Raw genomic sequence first — 16566 nt, 5'->3', positions numbered from 1 at the left:
CCTTAAGTGTTGAAGAAGTCTTTAAAACCTTATTAGTCACAGATGATAAGAACTATTTTGTAGCGGTTTTACCGGTGAATCACCAATTAAATTTAAAGAAAGTGGCGGCGGCTGTGGGCTGTAAAAAATTACAAATGGCCGATCCTAAAAATGCCGAACGCTTAACAGGTTATCTGGTCGGTGGAATTAGCCCGGTTGGTCAGAAAAAACGTTTAAAAACAGTCATTGATGCTACGGCCCAAGATTTGCCAAAAATATATGTCAGTGGCGGAAAACGTGGCTTGGATATTGGCTTAAAACCACAAGATTTAGCTCAGGTACTGGGTGCACAATTTGCAGATGTACTGGATTCGTAAAAATCTACTGACTTAATTTTAATCTAATCAGCCCTAAAGAAATTTAGGGCTTTTTTATGCAGGTTTTAGCGATTGACGGTACTGACAAAGCCCAGCAAGATGCGATTAAATATGGCTTGGCTGCACCTACCGAACATAGAGCCACAGCTATTGCATGCAAGACTCAATTACAGCCTGAAAAATGGATTATGGGCTGCCTCTGATCGCTTACCAATGTAGACCAGTATTAGGATTTAACAATAAATAATGGATAAAAATAACAAAATCTTCATTGCCGCAAGTCTGGCGAATGGAGCGAGTTTTTCAATGATTTTACCTTTGCTGGCGCCTCTGGTTCGTCAGTTAAAGCTGTCAGAACTGCAAGGCGGCGCCATGGTGTCAGGTGGAGCATTACTCATGGCAATAGCAGCGATTTATATTTCAAAAAATCAAAATAAATTTTCGATATACCAGTTGCTTAGTCTTGGTTTTATCGGCATGACCATTACATGGGGCATTTTCACAGCCGTTCTGGTTTATGGCCTCTCGGTTCAGGTCTCGTTAATCAGCCTGTTTGGCTTGCTTATGCTAGCGCGTGCAGGAACGGGCGTATTCATGGCAATGCCGCAAATTGCCCTGCAAACCTATGTGATGACGCGTTATGCTGATGAACAACAACGCAGCCAGACCATGTCAAAGTTTGGCGCGTTAAACAGTGTAGGGGTAATTATCGGGCCATTTTTAACCACGTTACTGTTAGCGTGGGGCATATTGGCGCCATTATGGGCTGCGATAATCATCTTGAGTTTGATTAGTCTGGTGATTATGTTTGGCTTTGAACGCAGCATCTCATTGCAATCTTCTCAACCGGATCCTGTGCTTATTGAAACCAATAGCGCATCGGACTTTTCTGTTCAGCAATGTTTTGCCTGGCTGCTGCTTGGCTTTAGTTTATATCTGGCCATTGTGACTGTGAATCTGACCGCTGGTTTTTATATCCAGGATCATTTTCACATGAGTATTGTGCAAAGCGCCGTATATTTTTCCCAGTGTTCCTTGATTGTGGGTATTGCCTTAGTGGTCATGCAAAGCCTGATTTCCAGATATCTACAATGGTCGGTTTACCGCCTGTTATGGGTGGGCATTCTGTGCATGACCGCAGGGCTGCTCATTTCGTTACTGACCGAACAGATTCTTATTTTTCAGTCCAGCTATATTCTTTATGGAATTGCTGTGGCGTGTTTAATTCCTGCTTTTACCACCGGAGCGGCACAAAATGCACCGAAGATGCTGCAAGCCAAAGTTGCCAGCTGGTGTACCGCAACCCAAGCCCTCAGTTTTGTTTTGGGCCCGATCGTGAGCACCGGCTTGTATCAATGGCATAAAAGTTATCCTTATTATTTTTTGCTGTGCTTAATGCTGGGTTTGATAATCTTTTTTTCTATGAAGGTTATGGTGCAGCACAAAAAAAATATTATTGAATCATCATGATATAGCTGATCACGCAAGATTTATCAGTCTGACCTTAAGCTATTGATATACAAAGTTATTGGTTTAAAAAATAAAAGTTCAGATCAGGATTTGCCTACTGAGCTGAATAAATTTCAATATTGGCTGAATATTGTTAAGCCAATGCTTTACTCAATTGCATAAAATTCATGGTTAAATAACATGATTGAATTTAATGTGAATTTTTCGTGTTTTTGAAACCCGCTATGCCGGTTGTACCTACGCTTGCACAGGACTATCCTGAGTGGCATAAAGGACGTACGCATTATTCACTGTGGTATCTGGAAATACAGCAACCCGAATTGCTGCATTATTTACACCATCTGCGTCAGCACTTTTCCGACATGCTGTATACGCCTAATAATCGCCAGTTTCATATCACCTTATTTATTTGTGGATTTTTAACTGCACATAAGCAAAAGTGGGATGATGATTTTAGCCATCAGCAATTACAACAGCAGATTGAAATTTTAAATTCCGAGCTAAAATTTTCATTTAAACTGAAGTCCGGCTACTTAAACAGTTTTGAAAGTGCGCTTTTTATTGAAATTGATGATATGCAAGGAAGTTTGGCCGAGATTCGTCAACAGTTATATGCCTGTTCAAAGGAAGTCGCACCTTTAAACTATTGTCCTCATATCACTTTGGGTCTATATAAAGACTATATCAATAGTGATGCAGTGTTTGAGCGCATGCAAAATATTCCACAGCAGCAATTTGAATTTCAGGTCCAGCAATTAACATTTGGAACCTATCATGCACAAACCTTGCAGGGGCCATTAACACCGTACCATCAATTTATTCTGGGTGATGTATGATCCAACTCATTTTAGGCGGCGCCCGCTCTGGCAAAAGTCGTCTTGCGGAACAAATCGCAAAAGATTCAAATCTTAATGTGGCATATATTGCAACGGCACAAGCTTTTGATGCGGAAATGCAGCAACGTATTCAGCATCATCAGGCACAACGCCCAGCACATTGGACGGTGATTGAGGAACCTCTATATCTGGCCAATTGCTTGATAGAACTGGATCAACCCAAGCAAGTGATTCTGGTCGATTGTTTAACCTTGTGGATGAGCAATTTATTGATGCATGAAAATCCTGAATTACAGATGCATCAATGCCAAAAGCTGCTGGATATTTTACCGATATTAGAGGCAGACGTTATTTTAGTCAGTAATGAGACTGGTCTAGGTGTAGTGCCCATGGGCGAGATCAGCCGCAAGTTTGTGGATGAGTCCGGGCGTTTGCACCAGCAGTTGGGGCAGATTGCCGATAAAGTGATGTTTTGCGTCGCAGGTTTTCCGATGATTTTAAAAGGAGAGAAATAATGAACTGGTGGTTAGATGCGTGTAAGACGCCGAGTGCAGAAGCCAGACAACAAGCTGCAGAGCGTCAATTACAGCTCACCAAACCGACCGGTTCGCTTTCCGCATTGGAAAATGTTGCGATTCAACTGGCCAGTTTGCAAAACAATCCGCGCCCTAATGTAGATCGCCCTTGGATCAGCATTTTTGCCGGTGATCATGGGGTGATGGAAGAAAATATTTCAGCTTATCCGCAAGCGGTAACCCGCCAAATGCTGCAAAATTTTACCACTGGTGGCGCCTGTATTAGCGTAATTGCCAAGGAATACAACGCTAGACTGCAAGTGATTGACTGCGGTTCAGTCGGTGAGGCTTATGAATATGCAGGCGTTGAACGTCATTGCATTATTCCGGGTACAGCCAACTTTGCCAAACAGCCAGCCATGACTGAAGCGCAATGTATAGAAGCAATGAACCTGGGACGTAAAAGCGTAGAAGATGCTGTTGCTTATAGTGCTTCAATCTATGTCGCTGGAGAAATGGGCATTGGTAATACCTGTTCTGCTTCTGCAATCGCCTGTTTTTTACTGAATGAGCCTGCCGAGCAACTGACTGGTGTAGGTACAGGGATTCGTGAAGAACAGCTTAACCATAAGAAAAATGTCATTAACCAGGCGATTGCATTACACCAGGAGTATGTATGCAATGATGCATTTAAAGCTCTGTGCGCTGTGGGTGGACTGGAAGTGGCGGCAATGGTCGGTGCTTATATCCGCTGTGCGCAACTGGGTTTGCCTATGGTGGTAGATGGTTTTATTACTACAGCCTCTGCATTGGTAGCAGTACGATTAAATCCGGCTGTACGTGACTGGATGCTATTTGGACATCAGTCGGCAGAATATGGCCATCAGCGTTTATTGCAAGAAATGGATGCCAATCCTTTGCTGCAACTTAATTTGCGTCTAGGAGAAGGTAGCGGTGCAGGCGCTGCATTAGGGGTGATTAAACTGGCTTGTAGTCTGCATAACAATATGGCGACTTTTGCTGAAGCCGCCGTGACGGGTGAAAAAGTTTAATCCGTTTAGTTTGAGGAATGATTGAACATGTACAGGATTGATTTACTGCGCCATGGGGAAACGGAGCTGAGCCATACTTTGCGTGGCTCGACCGATGATACCCTGACGAATTCAGGCTGGCAGCAAATGCGTCACACGGTAGATCAATCCTTGAAAAATCATGCACCTATTCAACCTTGGGATGTGGTGTTTAGTTCACCTTTGCAGCGCTGTGCTTTATTTGCTGATGAGATTGCTACCAGTTTAAACCTTGAGCTCATTTTAAATCATAATTTGCAGGAAATGCATTTTGGCGATTGGGAGGCTGTTTCGACTCAAGAGATCTATGAGAAGCAGCCTGCATTGTTGGCACAGTTCTGGGAAAAGCCGACTCAATTTAGTCCACCAAATGCAGAAAGCGTACAGCAGTTTCAGCAACGTATTTTAAATGCGTTGCAACAGATTCAGGGTTTCATGCAGCAAAATAACTATGCACATGCAATGGTGATCACGCATGGCGGGGTGATTAAGCTTTTAAAATGTCTGGCTATGCAACAGCCTCTTGATGATATTTTAAAAATGTCAGCCGAATTGGGACAATTCAATCATTTTATTCTGCATGAGGATTTAAGCATTGAATATGTGGAGCAATCAGCATGATGCCTTTTCTTATTGCACTGCAGTTTTTAACAACCTTTCCGGTTCATTTAAAACAGATGCCAAGCAAACAGCAAAATGCTCAATCGTTGCTGTTTTATCCTGTGGTTGGATTGATGATTGGATTGACGCTGTTTGCTATTGCCATCAGCCTAAAAGCCATTCCAATCATTTTATTGAGCAGCTTAATTTTAGTGGTGTGGATCTGGCTAACTGGCGGTTTGCATCTGGATGGCTTGGCGGATACAGCAGATGCCTGGGTAGGCGGTTTTGGCGACCAAGAACGCACCTTAAAAATTATGAAAGACCCCAGCTGCGGGCCAATTGGCGTGCTCAGCCTGATTATTCTGTGCCTGCTGAAATGGTCAGCCCTTTATGTTTTATTGCAACAGCAATTCTATTCAGCCCTGATTTTATTTCCGTTATTGGCCCGTTTAGCGCCGTTATTTTTATTTTTAACGACTAATTATGTGCGTGAAAAAGGTTTAGGCTCTTCAATTGCAGAATTTATTCCGAAAACTGCTGCCGTTATGGTATGTGCATTATGTTTGCTTGCATCGGTCTATTGGGGATGGGCGGGAATCATTTGTGCCATATTGATGACAGGTACCTTGCTTTATTTAAGACATAAATTTATCAAGCGTATTGGAGGAATTACCGGTGATACGGTAGGGGCGAGTATTGAAATTTGCGAGACGGTGGGTCTACTCATTTTTGTGATCAGTCTATTTTATTCTGTTCAATGATAACGTTCTTATATTTGATGAAAAATTTTCATAAAATTTCTCACGTATAATTAAATACTTTCTAAACGATAAATATAATATAAAAATACATAAAATAATTAGATAATAAATTAAGTGAAAAGTATTTTATTCATGAGTTAAGTATTAATAATGCCGCGAAAATAATACTAATTTAAAAAACTTAATCAAAAAATAAAAAATAAGATTTATTGTTTTTTTATGTAATTTATTTTTATGTATATATTTGAAATAAATTAAAAAATTTAATAAGCAGTGGTTTTTATTTGTATTTTTACATTGTCTTTTTGTTATAAAAATACCTATTTATAGTGATATGAATCTCTTTTTATTTGGCATTTAATCGCGAGTAATCATTTTGATTAAATACGTGGTGCTGATGAAGAGTGGCAGTATGAAATTTTCCAACATTTTATTGATGCCTATTCTCTTGCATTTTTCAGGAAATATTTATGCGGCAAACCAAACTTATTCAGTTGATGTAATCACAACTATTCCTGTGAGTTGTCAATTTTCAAATGTCAGTCCACAAATCATTGTTTCTGAAAAGGGTGGTGTTTCTACAGGAAGTTTTGGTTTGAATTGCAATAAGCAATTTGATCTGAAATTCAGTGCCAAGTCTCTGGAGGAAGGTGGGGGATCTACTTCAGTGAAAGCTGACAATGGAGTGAAGTTGAATACTGTCATCAAGCTTAAGTTTATGGGAAATGACTATGTATTGGATGGGGTGAAACAGATTCGTGCATTAGATCCATCTAGTTCAGAAACAGGAACCATCAGTATAAACCTTGCAAATTCAATTACTCCAGCTACACCTGCTGGAGTGTATCGCGACATTTTGTATTTAGAAGCAACTTTTTAATTACTCATTTTATGAGCGAGAAAAACAATGAAAACATTCACAAAATTTGCTGTGTTCGCAGCAATGCTAGTGGGGAGTGGCTTGACTCAAGCCGCAACAACTACAGCCAGTATTCCTATGGGAGTGGACGTTCCTAAAAGCTGTACATTTTCCAATGTAAGTGCAGGAATTATTATTCCTGAAGATGGAACTAAAGCAAGAGGCTCATTTACGCTGATGTGTAATACAGGTTCTTTTTCAGTTGAATATGCAGCGAATTCCCATGCAAATGGTTCAACAAGTCTAACAAGTACAAATGGGAAAAAACTAAACACGCTTATGAATATTTCTCGTGTTGATTGGGAGCCGGGATTTCCATTTAATGGTTCAGGTTCGGTTGGTTACGGTGGTTTCTATGGAATACCGGTAAATGGTTTTTTTGAAGTCGGTCTGCAAAGCCCAATCACTGCAACAACTGAAGCAGGCGTATATACCGATACTTTAAATATGAATGTGACGTATTAATTTTTAATAAAAAAAGCCAAGAGAACAATCTTATGAATATATTCATAAAATCTGCTGCAATTTTAACAGTCTTATTGGGGAGTGGCTTGACTCAAGCTGCGAATAATACAGCCAGCATTCCTATGGGAGTAGAAGTTCCTAAAAGTTGTTCATTTTCAAATGTCAGTGCAGGAATAGTACTTCCAGAAGATGGTAGCGAAGCTCAAGGTTCTTTCAATCATACTTGCAATATAGATGGAGGATTTAATGTTACTTATTCCCTCGATTCAAGAAGTATTGGTAGCCCAAAAGTAAAAAATATAGATGGTATTAGCCTTCCAATAACAGCACGTATCAAAAGTGAATGTTGTGATTTGTCCTTAGATAATGGTTCACAAACTATTAATTTTTACTACAGCTTTTTGAGTCGACCAGTATTGGGAGTGGTTACAGCAAAATTAATTACTCCAACCACAGCAACCACCCCCGCTGGTGTGTATACAGACACATTCCGTGTCAATGTCAATTATTAGTTTTCACTTCAACTTAAAAACAAACGAGAAAAAATTATGAAAACATTAACAAAAATAGCTTTAATAACAGTTGCAGCTTTATCTAGCGCTTTAACTCAAGCTGCGACCACTTCTGCAAGCATTCCTGTTAGCCTGACAATTACAAAAAAATGTACCATCAGTGATGTAGTTACCAATATTGTCATTCCAAATGATACAACAAGTGGTACAGGCAGTTTTAAAGTAACTTGCAATACCCCGTATAGCATTAGCACAAGTACTTCAAATACTACAAATGCAACAACATTTGTAAAATCCACTACAAATGCAAGCCATACATTAAATACCAATATTACGGTTGATTTGAATGGTGCGGCTGTACCGGTAAACGTAGGTACACCGTTGGCTAAACCAGGTTTAGTAGTAGATACCTATAATGTAAATGCTGCACTGGTAGCTGCGGTGGTCGCAACTACACCTGCAGGTACATATAACGATACTTTAAATATTAGTGTGGATTACTAAATTTAAATTTTCATGGAGAATAAAATCATGAAAAAACTATTTTTAGCCTTAACAACATTAATGCTTGCTGCTCCAGTTTTTGCTGCAACAGCAACTTCATCTATTCCGATGAGTGTTGAAATTGCCAAGCAATGTACTTTTTCCAATGTTGGGTCTGAAATTATTCTTAAGGAAGATGGCTCAGATACGACTGCAGGTTATACAGTAACGTGTAATACTCCATATAGTATTTTTACTGATAATGCAAAATGGTACCAGGGTTGGTATTCGTATATTTCAAATGCTCAGAATGAGTGGTTAAAAACTGGTGTAGGCACTCGTGCAGTTCGCGATAATGCGTTAGTTACCTTACATACAGGAACACCACTTGCTAGACCTGGTTATTCTGTAGATGACTATGAGGTTAGGATTCATGTTTCGACGCCTATCACGGCAACCACGCGTGCAGGTGTATATACAGATACTTATTTAGTAAGTGTATATTATTAATTTATAAAATAAAAAATGCATAAAAGGTAATTCATTTATCTTTTATGCTTGTTTCATTGTGAATAACAAATAAATTTTAAAACTTGGGGTGAAATAAATATGAAAACTGTAAAAAATAAAAACGGTTTTTTATTTGCATTATTAACGTTAATAGCACCGGTAGCACATGCAGATCTCACCATTTCACCCGTTCAATTATATATTTCTGGTGTACAGCAACAACGTAGTACTACTGCAAATTTAAATACCAAAGGTGAAAAAACAGATCGTACCTATGAAGTCAGTGTATTTCGTTGGTCTCAGGATGAACAGGGAAATGATATTTTAACCCCTGATACTGAGTTAGTGGTAAATCCCAAGGCTCTTATTTTAAAACCCGACAGTAATAAAGTGATTCGTTTCGGATTTCGTCAATCTATTGAAGCCATGAATTTAAAACAAGAAGCCACTTGGCGGGTGAAATTCATCGAAATTCCATCAGCACTACAAAAAACAGGCATGAGTATTGCGTTGAACTTTAGTGTTCCTGTATTTGTAGGTAATGGCTTTCAACCTGACATGTCTTTTCATTTTGTTAAAGACTCAAAAAACAATACTGTTCTCGTGGCTAAAAACAATGGTAAAGCACATTTTCAAATGACTAAATTTAGTCTTCAAGATGTATCAGGCAAAGTATTAAAAGATGTAGATATGATGAAATATGTTTTGCCAGATCGTCAAATTTCTATTCCTTTGGATGGTTTTCATCCTGCCTCTTTAAAACAATTAAAGTTTGTTATGGCATCTGCTAACTCAAAAAAATCCGTTATTTATGATATTTCGGAGCAATAGCGTATATGGGTAAACCCAAATATAATCTGATATTCCTTGCGCTTTTGCTTATGGTTCGACCCGCTCACGCATCAGCAAATGCAGTGCCGGGGGCTGAACATAACGAAGACATACAGCAAGATGCAATTCTTGGATTATGGATCAATGGCATAGATCAACAGCAAGATGCTGTACTGACAGTAGTAGAGCAAAAAAAATATATTGAATGTAGTGTTTTACAAGCTAATTTTATGGATATTGCCAAGTTTCAGCAAATCAACCAAATGGGAATCCCATATTGTCTTATTTCTGAAGCTGATATTAACGTCGTTGAGGATATAGATTCACAATTGCTTAAAGTGAATATTCCGACCCATTATATGCAAGGTCAACATATCCAGAATGCTGAAATGCAACTGCCAGAATTACCAGGTTTAGGCGGATTTTTAAATTACGATGCCTTTTATCAACAGGGTGACTATTCCAAACAAGCCAATGTAGTGGCTGACTTAGGTCTATTTTGGAAAAATACATTTTTTAATCATAGTCATATTTTTCGCAAAAATTATCAAAATGGCGATAATGAAAACTTTCAGAACAGTACCCGATTAAATACCTCTTTAATCTTTGAGTTTCCGAAAAAATTAACCACTTTGCAATTGGGGGATAATGTCAGTACCAATACCGGATTGTCCCAGTCATATTATTTTGGTGGTTTTCGTTGGGGTACTAATTTCACGTCACGGCCAGATTTTGTCTATTGGAATACGCCGTCATTCAAGGGTAGTGCACTGGTTCCTTCTACTATTGACTTAATTATTAATGGTAATAAAGCCTATAACTCAAAAATAAACCCCGGTGAATTTAATATTGATAGCAATATTAACTTTCGCGGTTTAGGCAGTGCAGAAATGGTGGTGCAGGATATTATGGGCAATAAGACGGTACAGAATATTCCCATTTTTGTGAGTGAACGCTTATTAAAGCAAGGTCTGACAGATTATAGTCTTTCAAGTGGCAAGTTACGCTATAACTATAGTGAACAAAGTGATGATTATCGGGAATGGTTTGGAAGCGCTTATTACCGGCGTGGCATCACAGATAAAACGACTTTGGGCACCGTCATGGATTATAGCCATGACTTAAAAAGTACAGGATTATTGTGGAGCCAGTATTTATATAAATTAGGTTTATTTGAACTGAACTCTGCTTATAGCCATGCAGAAAAAGGTGATGGTTATACGGTCAGTACAGAATTTAAAAGAGATAAAGAAAAATACAGTCTGGGTTTAAAGACACAATATTACAGTCCCAAATTTCTCATGTTAGGTATGGAAGATATCAAGGATCAATTTCTACCTGAGCGGGAAAGCTTAATTTATATATCTAAATCGGGTATTCCTGTTTTAGGGAATTTATCTTTTAGTTATGTCGAACAGAATTATAGAAAAGCGACCGAGCGTGATGATCAACGTATTTTTACCCTGCGTTCCAGCCGCAGTTTATTTGACAATTTAAGCATGTCTGTTGGGTTTAGTTATGATGCAGGCGATCAAAATGATCATCGTGTCGATTTATCACTCAGTTATCGTTTTGACGATAAACATGCTGCATATTTTAATCAGACCGATTCAGATTCGAGCAATCTGACTTTTGTTAAAAATACCTCACAGGCCGTTGGCATGGATTATGCGATCGGGGCTGGACGAGCGAATGAGCAATACACTGGAAATGTGGCGACACGTCTTAAAACGCAAGTAGGTGATTTAGATTTACAGTATTTACAGACTGGAAGTAACAACAGTTATAGTGCGACTTTCCATGGCGCATTGACCTGGCTGGGGCGAAGTGTGGATTTAACCAAATCGGTCAATAATGGTTTTTCTTTGGTCAAAGTAACCGATAGTCCACAAGTCGATGTATATCGTAATGATTTATTGATTGGTAAAACCAACAAGTACGGCGAAATATTTGTGCATGATTTAATTGCATATACCAATCAACATCTTTCATTTAATGAAAATCAACTGCAAATTGAAGACAAGGTAAGCATATCGCGTAAAACCATTATGCCATTGAACAGACGTGGCTATATTGTGGAATTTCCAGTGCTGCATACACGAGAAGCCAGCTTTAAACTGGTCAATGCACAGGGGCAAAGTTTGGCTCAAGGCAGTCAGGTGACAGTCGATGGAAATAAGGAAGATATTTATCCCATCACGAGTGATGACATTGTGACCATTTATGGTTTAACCAATGGGCAACATCGTTTAGACGTTCAAATTTCAGCAACTGAATCATGCCAAGTTACTTTAGATTTAACAGCGGATGAATCCAGTGATACGTCACGAACTTTAGTCTGTAAATAGGTGAGCACATGAAATCGATAATCTTGAAAATTTTAGCGAGTAGCGTTTTTTATTTCATGTGTTCGCAGGCTTTTGCTGTATGTACCATTTCCGATACTGGCTCAGGAACCATACGGCTTCAACCTACCACGCGAAGTACATCGACTATACAACTCGATATTAAATGTGATGATGAATTTAATATCAGTTTTAGTAGCCAGAATTTAGTGGATGCAAGTGGCAACAGCACATTAAAAAATGAATCTGCCGCAGCATTTACAAAGTTAAAGACCTCCATTCCAGTCCGCTATGACTTGTCTGGCGATGCCGGTTCCCAGTGGCGGCTCATAATAAATCAGAAAAAAAAGGCTAAGCATAGCTATCTTATCATTGCCAATTTGGGAACTGTGAATCTGGCCAGTTTGGCTGCGGGGGATTATAAAGATCGCATTGCGGTTTCGATTGATTATTAATCAAATGATAATTTCAGGACATGGAATGATTCATATCCTGAAATATTTTAGAGAAATTTAACCAGGAAATGAATAATACCCGGTCCCAGCAGCACCATAAATACTCCTGCAAGCACCATGGTCAAGCACGCCACCACACCTTCTTCGCGATGACGCATAAAGGCTTTACTGGTGCCAAAACCATGGGCTGCATTGCCAAAAGACGCGCCTTGAGCAAAGCGTGAATTCAGCTTCAGGGCAAGTAGCAGCACATCACCCATCGCTACACCGGCAATCCCGGTAATCATGGTAAATAAAATCACCAATTCAACCGAACCACCTATGTTGGAGGTGAGTTCCATGGCAAAAGGTGTGGAAATAGAACGAGCCATCAAACTGTAAGATGTGGCTTGGTCAAAATGAAATAATTTTGCCAGATAAAATGCGCTGATCACACCGATAATCATGCCTACCACAATCCCTAAACTAATCGACAGGGCATGTTCCTGAATGACTTTACGATATTCATAAATAGGAATGGCAAAGGCAATGGTTGCTGGTCCTAACATCCAGATCAGCCACTGATTTTCTACCATATAGGTGTCATAGGAAATATTGAAAAGCAGCATCAATATCACCAGAATAAAGGGAACGAAAATACCCGGTGCCAACAGCATGTAGGGATATTTTTTATGCAGTTTTTTAGCTCCTACATAACAGATGAAAGTCCCGATAAAACACATAAATGCAGTCAGGTTCATGTTATTTTCCCTGCTCTAATAGGTGTGGTTGGGCAGGTGATTTATGCTTTAAACGAGCTTCCATTTTAAACCCGAAATATACGCTATAAGCTGTAGCTACCATCACACAAAAAGTGCCGATCACGACCGATAAAACCAGTTGCCAGCCTTGAGTCAAAAGCAGGTCTTTATATTTAATAATACCAACCACACAGGGAATAAATAACAACACCAGTTCACTCAAAATAAAATCTGAACCGGTCTTGATCCATTGCAGTTTAAATAGGCCACTCAGTAAAGCGATTAAAACCAGTAATAGACCAATAACCCCGGCAGAAACCGGTAAATTGAGCGCTCGTTGTATGAGTGAGGAAATCCACCAGATGAAGATGAGCAGACTGAGCTGTGAAATAATCTTGGCAATATAAATTAATTTTGGAACAAGTGAAGAGGTAGACATAATCAGGAGATATCAAAACTTGAAGGTATTTTAAATTTGACCCTATGTTTATATTATGAATAATAAAAAAAAGATTATGCTGAAATGGAATGATCATTGGATATTAAGAGTCTAAGCATGTTCGTTAAAATTGTGCAATTGCAAAGTTTTACCCGAACAGCTGAGGAAATGTGTGTAACCCAACCCACCATCAGTAAAGCCATACATCACTTGGAACAGGAAATTGGTGTGCCTTTATTTCATAAGGGAGAAGCCGGACGTAAAAGGGATGTCAGCTTAACGTATACGGGTGAACAGGTGTATCAACATGCCTTGACCATACTTGAACAACAGCAGCAGATCTTTGCAACTGTGAATAAAATCAAGCAGCTAAAACAGGGAAAATTAACTTTAGGCTTACCACCCTTAGGTTCTGTTTTGCTCAGTAGTTTAATTGCCAAATTTCACAAGCAATATCCAGATATAGAATTAAGCTTTCTGGAGGTGGGTGCCTCTGCAATTGAAGAAGCCATTTTGGCGAAAAAAGTCGATGTCGGCATTTTACTGGGACATTTAAAACCGGTACTCAGCGGTATTCCCATTATGGATTCACCCATGTGCTTACTGTCACGCAAAGAAACCCAGTGGAAAGCTAAAAAAACCGTTCAATTGATTGAATTAAAAGAAGAGTCATTTTTATTATATGACGATTCCTTCAGTTTAAATAACATGATTATTCAGGCAGCTAATCATGCAGGTTTTGAACCCAAGGTAATCTGTAAAAGCAGCCAGTGGGACTTCATTGCCAAAATGGTCGAATCGGATGTCGGGATCGCATTATTACCGAAAATCTATTGTGAACAGCTGGATCAGACAAAATATAACGTGAGCGTGCTAGAAAGCCCAAATCTGAACTGGACATTGAGCATGGCGTGGAATACCACGGTTGCAATGAATCCTGCCACGCGGGCATGGCTGAAAATTATTGAGCAAAATCAGGATAAAATTCATTTTTAAAAGAGGATGTTTTTAAAAAAATCCTCCCTGTAGAACGCCAAGAACGTTAAGTAGTTCCTCTAACTGAAAAAGGTTCAGAGCTTATCCAATTTTAAGGACTATGGCACATTGGGAAGATTAGTGGATGAATGAAGCTTTAGGTCAGCCGTTCATTTAGGCAACATTATTTCAACTATCTAAAACGATATAAATAACATCCTGGGAATTTATCCACCGAACTTATAGACAATTCGGCGGTTTAGGAATGCCTGCCAGACGACTTAAATGACGTGCCACCAGACCGGTATTAAACTGGTCTTGCAAGACGGCATTATTGATATCGGCACTGACGGTTTTCATCAGAAATTTGATCAGTGGACGAGTGGCAGGTGAATGCCCGAACTGTTGATAGAACTGGCGTACGGCATGTAAAACTTCAAAATGCCACGCTGTAAGTTGCAGCTCCAGAGAATTTGCCAGTTCTTGAGCCACTTGTTCATTCCAGATGGTGTAATCGACTAAGTGACCGTCTTGATCGAGTTCTAGATTCATCATTAATCTCATTAATTCATGCGAATACAGCGGGTATAGTTCAGGCAAATATCTGCGAATTCTGCATAAGAAATCACTTGTAAATTTTCGGTTTTTTGGCCTGCGAGAATTTCCGCATCGGTGTCCAGTACATAGATATTGTTTAATTGTTGCAGGAATGGATGCGACAGTTGTAAGACCGATTCACCCATCAGCACAATCGTATCTTCAGGGCTATGAACCTGTTGCAATTTTGCCAGTACAGACGGAGTTGCTGAGAAAGTACTTTGTACCAAATATAAGCTTTTATTCGACATAATCAGTTTACTCTTCAACTTTACCAGTACAGTACAAAATCAAAACTTTGAATAAAATCAGCATTTAACTCAACAAATTCAATATCCTGTTGAGCATTGGTCACAAAGTGTGAGTTTTGATGTCTATTTTCGACCAAAATTGGACTAAGATCATAAAATTCAAAGCTATCGACCATATTGGATGCCACTTTAAAAGCATGCTTGAGTTGCTCAAATTGCAGTTCGGCATTGAGTAAACTTAAGGCGGCATCTTGCAGTAAGACTTTCACTTCACAGCCAAAAGTTGCCAGTACCATCGTGGCAGACAGGCTTTCGTGCACTTGCAGATTGGCCAGATTAGCTTGGGTTAAAATAACGAGTACAGATTTCACACAATTTACCTTTTAAAAGCAACAATGACCAAAAAATATCGCCTTAGAATTGAATCAGACGTTGTGTTGATTGCACTGCATCGGCGAGTTCACCCAGGCCAACCAGTTCAAAGCCTTGTGCAAGATTGTGTTGGCTAATTTGATGTCGTTTCGCATTTTCCTCATCGCTAATACCACGGGCCAAAGCAGCACTGACACATACCGGTAAACGAATTGCCAGTTTCTGCCATTCTTCAGTCAAGTTACGCTGATCATCCGGAACCCATTGCAAGGCATTCGCAACATTTACACCGTCTTGATAGAAGAACACGCGAAATGCCTGGTTTTTAGCGTGTAAAGCCTGAGCCAGACCCAAGGCATGCCAGGCATAGATTGAGGTTGGAGCAGAGGTAATTAGTAATAAGGTACTCATCGAACTTCACTTGAGGAATGCCCAATCGATATTGATGCATCCGAACTTCATAAGAAAAGGGTAGTATACAATGATTTTAGTGACTGGTGGTTTAGGCTTTATAGGCTCACATATTGCGTTAAGCCTGATGGCTCATGGACAAGAGGTCATCATTGTCGATAATTTATCCAATGCAACTTTACAAACCTTAGAACGACTTGAATACATTTCCGGCATGTATGTGCCTTTTGTCAAAATTGATATCCGAAATACCCCAGCTTTAAACAAAGTTTTTGAACAATATTCTGTAGAAGCGGTCATTCATACCGCCGGTTTTAAATCGATAGAAGAATCCGTACTTAAACCGCTGGAATATTATAACGACAATGTTAGCTGTATTATGAGTCTGCTGCGTGCCATGCAGCGTACCGGCATTCGTACCTTAATTCACTTATCCAGTTTGGCGGTCTATGGTCAGTCAAGTTTAATCCTGACTGAAGATCTTCCTTTTAACTATTCTTATCCCAATCCCTACGTGAAGTCACAGCAAATGACGGAAGAAATCATCCGCGATACCGCTTTGACCGACAGTGAATGGAAAATTGCCATTTTAAGGTTGTGCAATATAGCGGGTGCATTTGAACATGGTGTGCTGGGGGAGTTTGTTGCGC

At 39.5% G+C, this 16566-nt stretch carries 24 protein-coding genes; 18 read left to right on the top strand and 6 right to left on the bottom strand.

Annotated elements, in window-relative coordinates:
- From ybaK to B2Y23_RS00395, 16 genes are all read left to right on the top strand, one after another.
- A partial coding sequence (gene ybaK / locus B2Y23_RS00470) for a Cys-tRNA(Pro) deacylase (protein WP_291368362.1) occupies window positions 1-356 on the top strand: 356 nt, incomplete at its 5' end.
- A 56-nt stretch (window positions 357-412) separates the two neighbouring features.
- On the top strand, window positions 413-559 hold the full coding sequence (locus B2Y23_RS00465; protein ID WP_291354456.1) for a hypothetical protein: 147 nt from the start codon (window positions 413-415) through the stop codon (window positions 557-559).
- Between the two features lie 43 nt (window positions 560-602).
- Window positions 603-1826 carry an MFS transporter gene (locus B2Y23_RS00460; protein WP_291354457.1) on the top strand — a complete coding sequence of 408 codons (1224 nt, stop codon included), beginning with the start codon at window positions 603-605 and terminating at the stop codon, window positions 1824-1826.
- A 224-nt stretch (window positions 1827-2050) separates the two neighbouring features.
- Entirely contained in the window at window positions 2051-2662 is a 612-nt protein-coding gene (locus B2Y23_RS00455) for a 2'-5' RNA ligase family protein (RefSeq protein WP_291354458.1), read from the top strand.
- Complete coding sequence (gene cobU, locus B2Y23_RS00450; protein WP_291354459.1) at window positions 2659-3177, top strand: bifunctional adenosylcobinamide kinase/adenosylcobinamide-phosphate guanylyltransferase; 519 nt, start codon at window positions 2659-2661, stop codon at window positions 3175-3177. The genes B2Y23_RS00455 and cobU overlap by 4 nt, the downstream gene beginning before the upstream one ends.
- Window positions 3177-4229, top strand: a complete 1053-nt coding sequence (gene cobT / locus B2Y23_RS00445) for a nicotinate-nucleotide--dimethylbenzimidazole phosphoribosyltransferase (protein WP_291368360.1) — start codon at window positions 3177-3179, stop codon at window positions 4227-4229. The genes cobU and cobT overlap by 1 nt, the downstream gene beginning before the upstream one ends.
- A 21-nt stretch (window positions 4230-4250) precedes the next feature.
- Entirely contained in the window at window positions 4251-4868 is a 618-nt protein-coding gene (locus tag B2Y23_RS00440; RefSeq protein ID WP_291368358.1) for a histidine phosphatase family protein, read from the top strand.
- Window positions 4865-5611, top strand: a complete 747-nt coding sequence (locus B2Y23_RS00435; protein ID WP_291354462.1) for an adenosylcobinamide-GDP ribazoletransferase — start codon at window positions 4865-4867, stop codon at window positions 5609-5611. The genes B2Y23_RS00440 and B2Y23_RS00435 overlap by 4 nt, the downstream gene beginning before the upstream one ends.
- A 412-nt stretch (window positions 5612-6023) precedes the next feature.
- Window positions 6024-6491: a hypothetical protein gene (locus B2Y23_RS00430; RefSeq protein WP_291354463.1), complete on the top strand. Its 468-nt coding sequence runs from the start codon at window positions 6024-6026 to the stop codon at window positions 6489-6491.
- Between the two features lie 27 nt (window positions 6492-6518).
- Window positions 6519-6995 (top strand): hypothetical protein, encoded by a 477-nt coding sequence (locus B2Y23_RS00425; RefSeq protein ID WP_291354464.1) that lies wholly within the window; start codon window positions 6519-6521, stop codon window positions 6993-6995.
- 32 nt (window positions 6996-7027) lie between these two features.
- On the top strand, window positions 7028-7507 hold the full coding sequence (locus B2Y23_RS00420) for a hypothetical protein (protein ID WP_291354465.1): 480 nt from the start codon (window positions 7028-7030) through the stop codon (window positions 7505-7507).
- A 36-nt stretch (window positions 7508-7543) separates the two neighbouring features.
- Complete coding sequence (locus tag B2Y23_RS00415) at window positions 7544-8011, top strand: hypothetical protein (protein WP_291354466.1); 468 nt, start codon at window positions 7544-7546, stop codon at window positions 8009-8011.
- Between the two features lie 27 nt (window positions 8012-8038).
- The gene (locus tag B2Y23_RS00410; protein WP_291354467.1) at window positions 8039-8500 is read left to right on the top strand and encodes a hypothetical protein; all 462 of its coding nucleotides are present in this window, start codon (window positions 8039-8041) and stop codon (window positions 8498-8500) included.
- A 99-nt stretch (window positions 8501-8599) separates the two neighbouring features.
- Window positions 8600-9331: a fimbrial biogenesis chaperone gene (locus B2Y23_RS00405; RefSeq protein WP_291354468.1), complete on the top strand. Its 732-nt coding sequence runs from the start codon at window positions 8600-8602 to the stop codon at window positions 9329-9331.
- Between the two features lie 5 nt (window positions 9332-9336).
- A complete protein-coding gene (locus tag B2Y23_RS00400) occupies window positions 9337-11679 on the top strand; it encodes a fimbria/pilus outer membrane usher protein (RefSeq protein ID WP_291354469.1) in 2343 nt (780 codons plus the stop codon).
- Window positions 11680-11687: 8 nt separating this feature from the next.
- Window positions 11688-12131, top strand: coding sequence for a hypothetical protein (locus B2Y23_RS00395; protein WP_291354470.1), 444 nt, complete (start codon window positions 11688-11690; stop codon window positions 12129-12131).
- Between the two features lie 47 nt (window positions 12132-12178).
- Here B2Y23_RS00395 and B2Y23_RS00390 read toward each other — a convergent pair whose 3' ends face one another.
- Both B2Y23_RS00390 and B2Y23_RS00385 read right to left on the bottom strand, forming a co-directional pair.
- The gene (locus tag B2Y23_RS00390) at window positions 12179-12871 is read right to left on the bottom strand and encodes an LrgB family protein (protein ID WP_291368356.1); all 693 of its coding nucleotides are present in this window, start codon (window positions 12869-12871) and stop codon (window positions 12179-12181) included.
- Window position 12872: 1 nt separating this feature from the next.
- Complete coding sequence (locus B2Y23_RS00385) at window positions 12873-13310, bottom strand: CidA/LrgA family protein (protein ID WP_291368354.1); 438 nt, start codon at window positions 13308-13310, stop codon at window positions 12873-12875.
- A 96-nt stretch (window positions 13311-13406) separates the two neighbouring features.
- Here B2Y23_RS00385 and B2Y23_RS00380 point away from each other — a divergent pair, with 96 nt between their 5' ends.
- Entirely contained in the window at window positions 13407-14306 is a 900-nt protein-coding gene (locus B2Y23_RS00380) for a LysR family transcriptional regulator (RefSeq protein ID WP_291368352.1), read from the top strand.
- A gap of 219 nt (window positions 14307-14525) precedes the next feature.
- Here B2Y23_RS00380 and B2Y23_RS00375 read toward each other — a convergent pair whose 3' ends face one another.
- From B2Y23_RS00375 to tusD, 4 genes are read right to left on the bottom strand one after another with little or no spacing between them, the layout of a single operon-like run.
- Window positions 14526-14837 (bottom strand): TusE/DsrC/DsvC family sulfur relay protein, encoded by a 312-nt coding sequence (locus tag B2Y23_RS00375; protein WP_291354545.1) that lies wholly within the window; start codon window positions 14835-14837, stop codon window positions 14526-14528.
- Between the two features lie 11 nt (window positions 14838-14848).
- Window positions 14849-15133, bottom strand: a complete 285-nt coding sequence (locus tag B2Y23_RS00370; protein ID WP_291354474.1) for a DsrH/TusB family sulfur metabolism protein — start codon at window positions 15131-15133, stop codon at window positions 14849-14851.
- 20 nt (window positions 15134-15153) lie between these two features.
- The gene (locus B2Y23_RS00365) at window positions 15154-15504 is read right to left on the bottom strand and encodes a hypothetical protein (RefSeq protein WP_291354475.1); all 351 of its coding nucleotides are present in this window, start codon (window positions 15502-15504) and stop codon (window positions 15154-15156) included.
- Window positions 15505-15547: 43 nt separating this feature from the next.
- Window positions 15548-15916 carry a sulfurtransferase complex subunit TusD gene (gene tusD / locus B2Y23_RS00360; RefSeq protein WP_291354476.1) on the bottom strand — a complete coding sequence of 123 codons (369 nt, stop codon included), beginning with the start codon at window positions 15914-15916 and terminating at the stop codon, window positions 15548-15550.
- Window positions 15917-15986: 70 nt separating this feature from the next.
- Here tusD and B2Y23_RS00355 point away from each other — a divergent pair.
- A partial coding sequence (locus tag B2Y23_RS00355) for an SDR family NAD(P)-dependent oxidoreductase (RefSeq protein WP_291368350.1) occupies window positions 15987-16566 on the top strand: 580 nt, incomplete at its 3' end.

The organism is Acinetobacter sp. UBA5934, assembly GCF_002430855.1.
Taxonomy (GTDB): Bacteria; Pseudomonadota; Gammaproteobacteria; order Pseudomonadales; family Moraxellaceae; genus Acinetobacter.
Note: the sequence above shows the minus strand (reverse complement) of the source record. Positions and strands in the feature narration are given on the sequence as shown.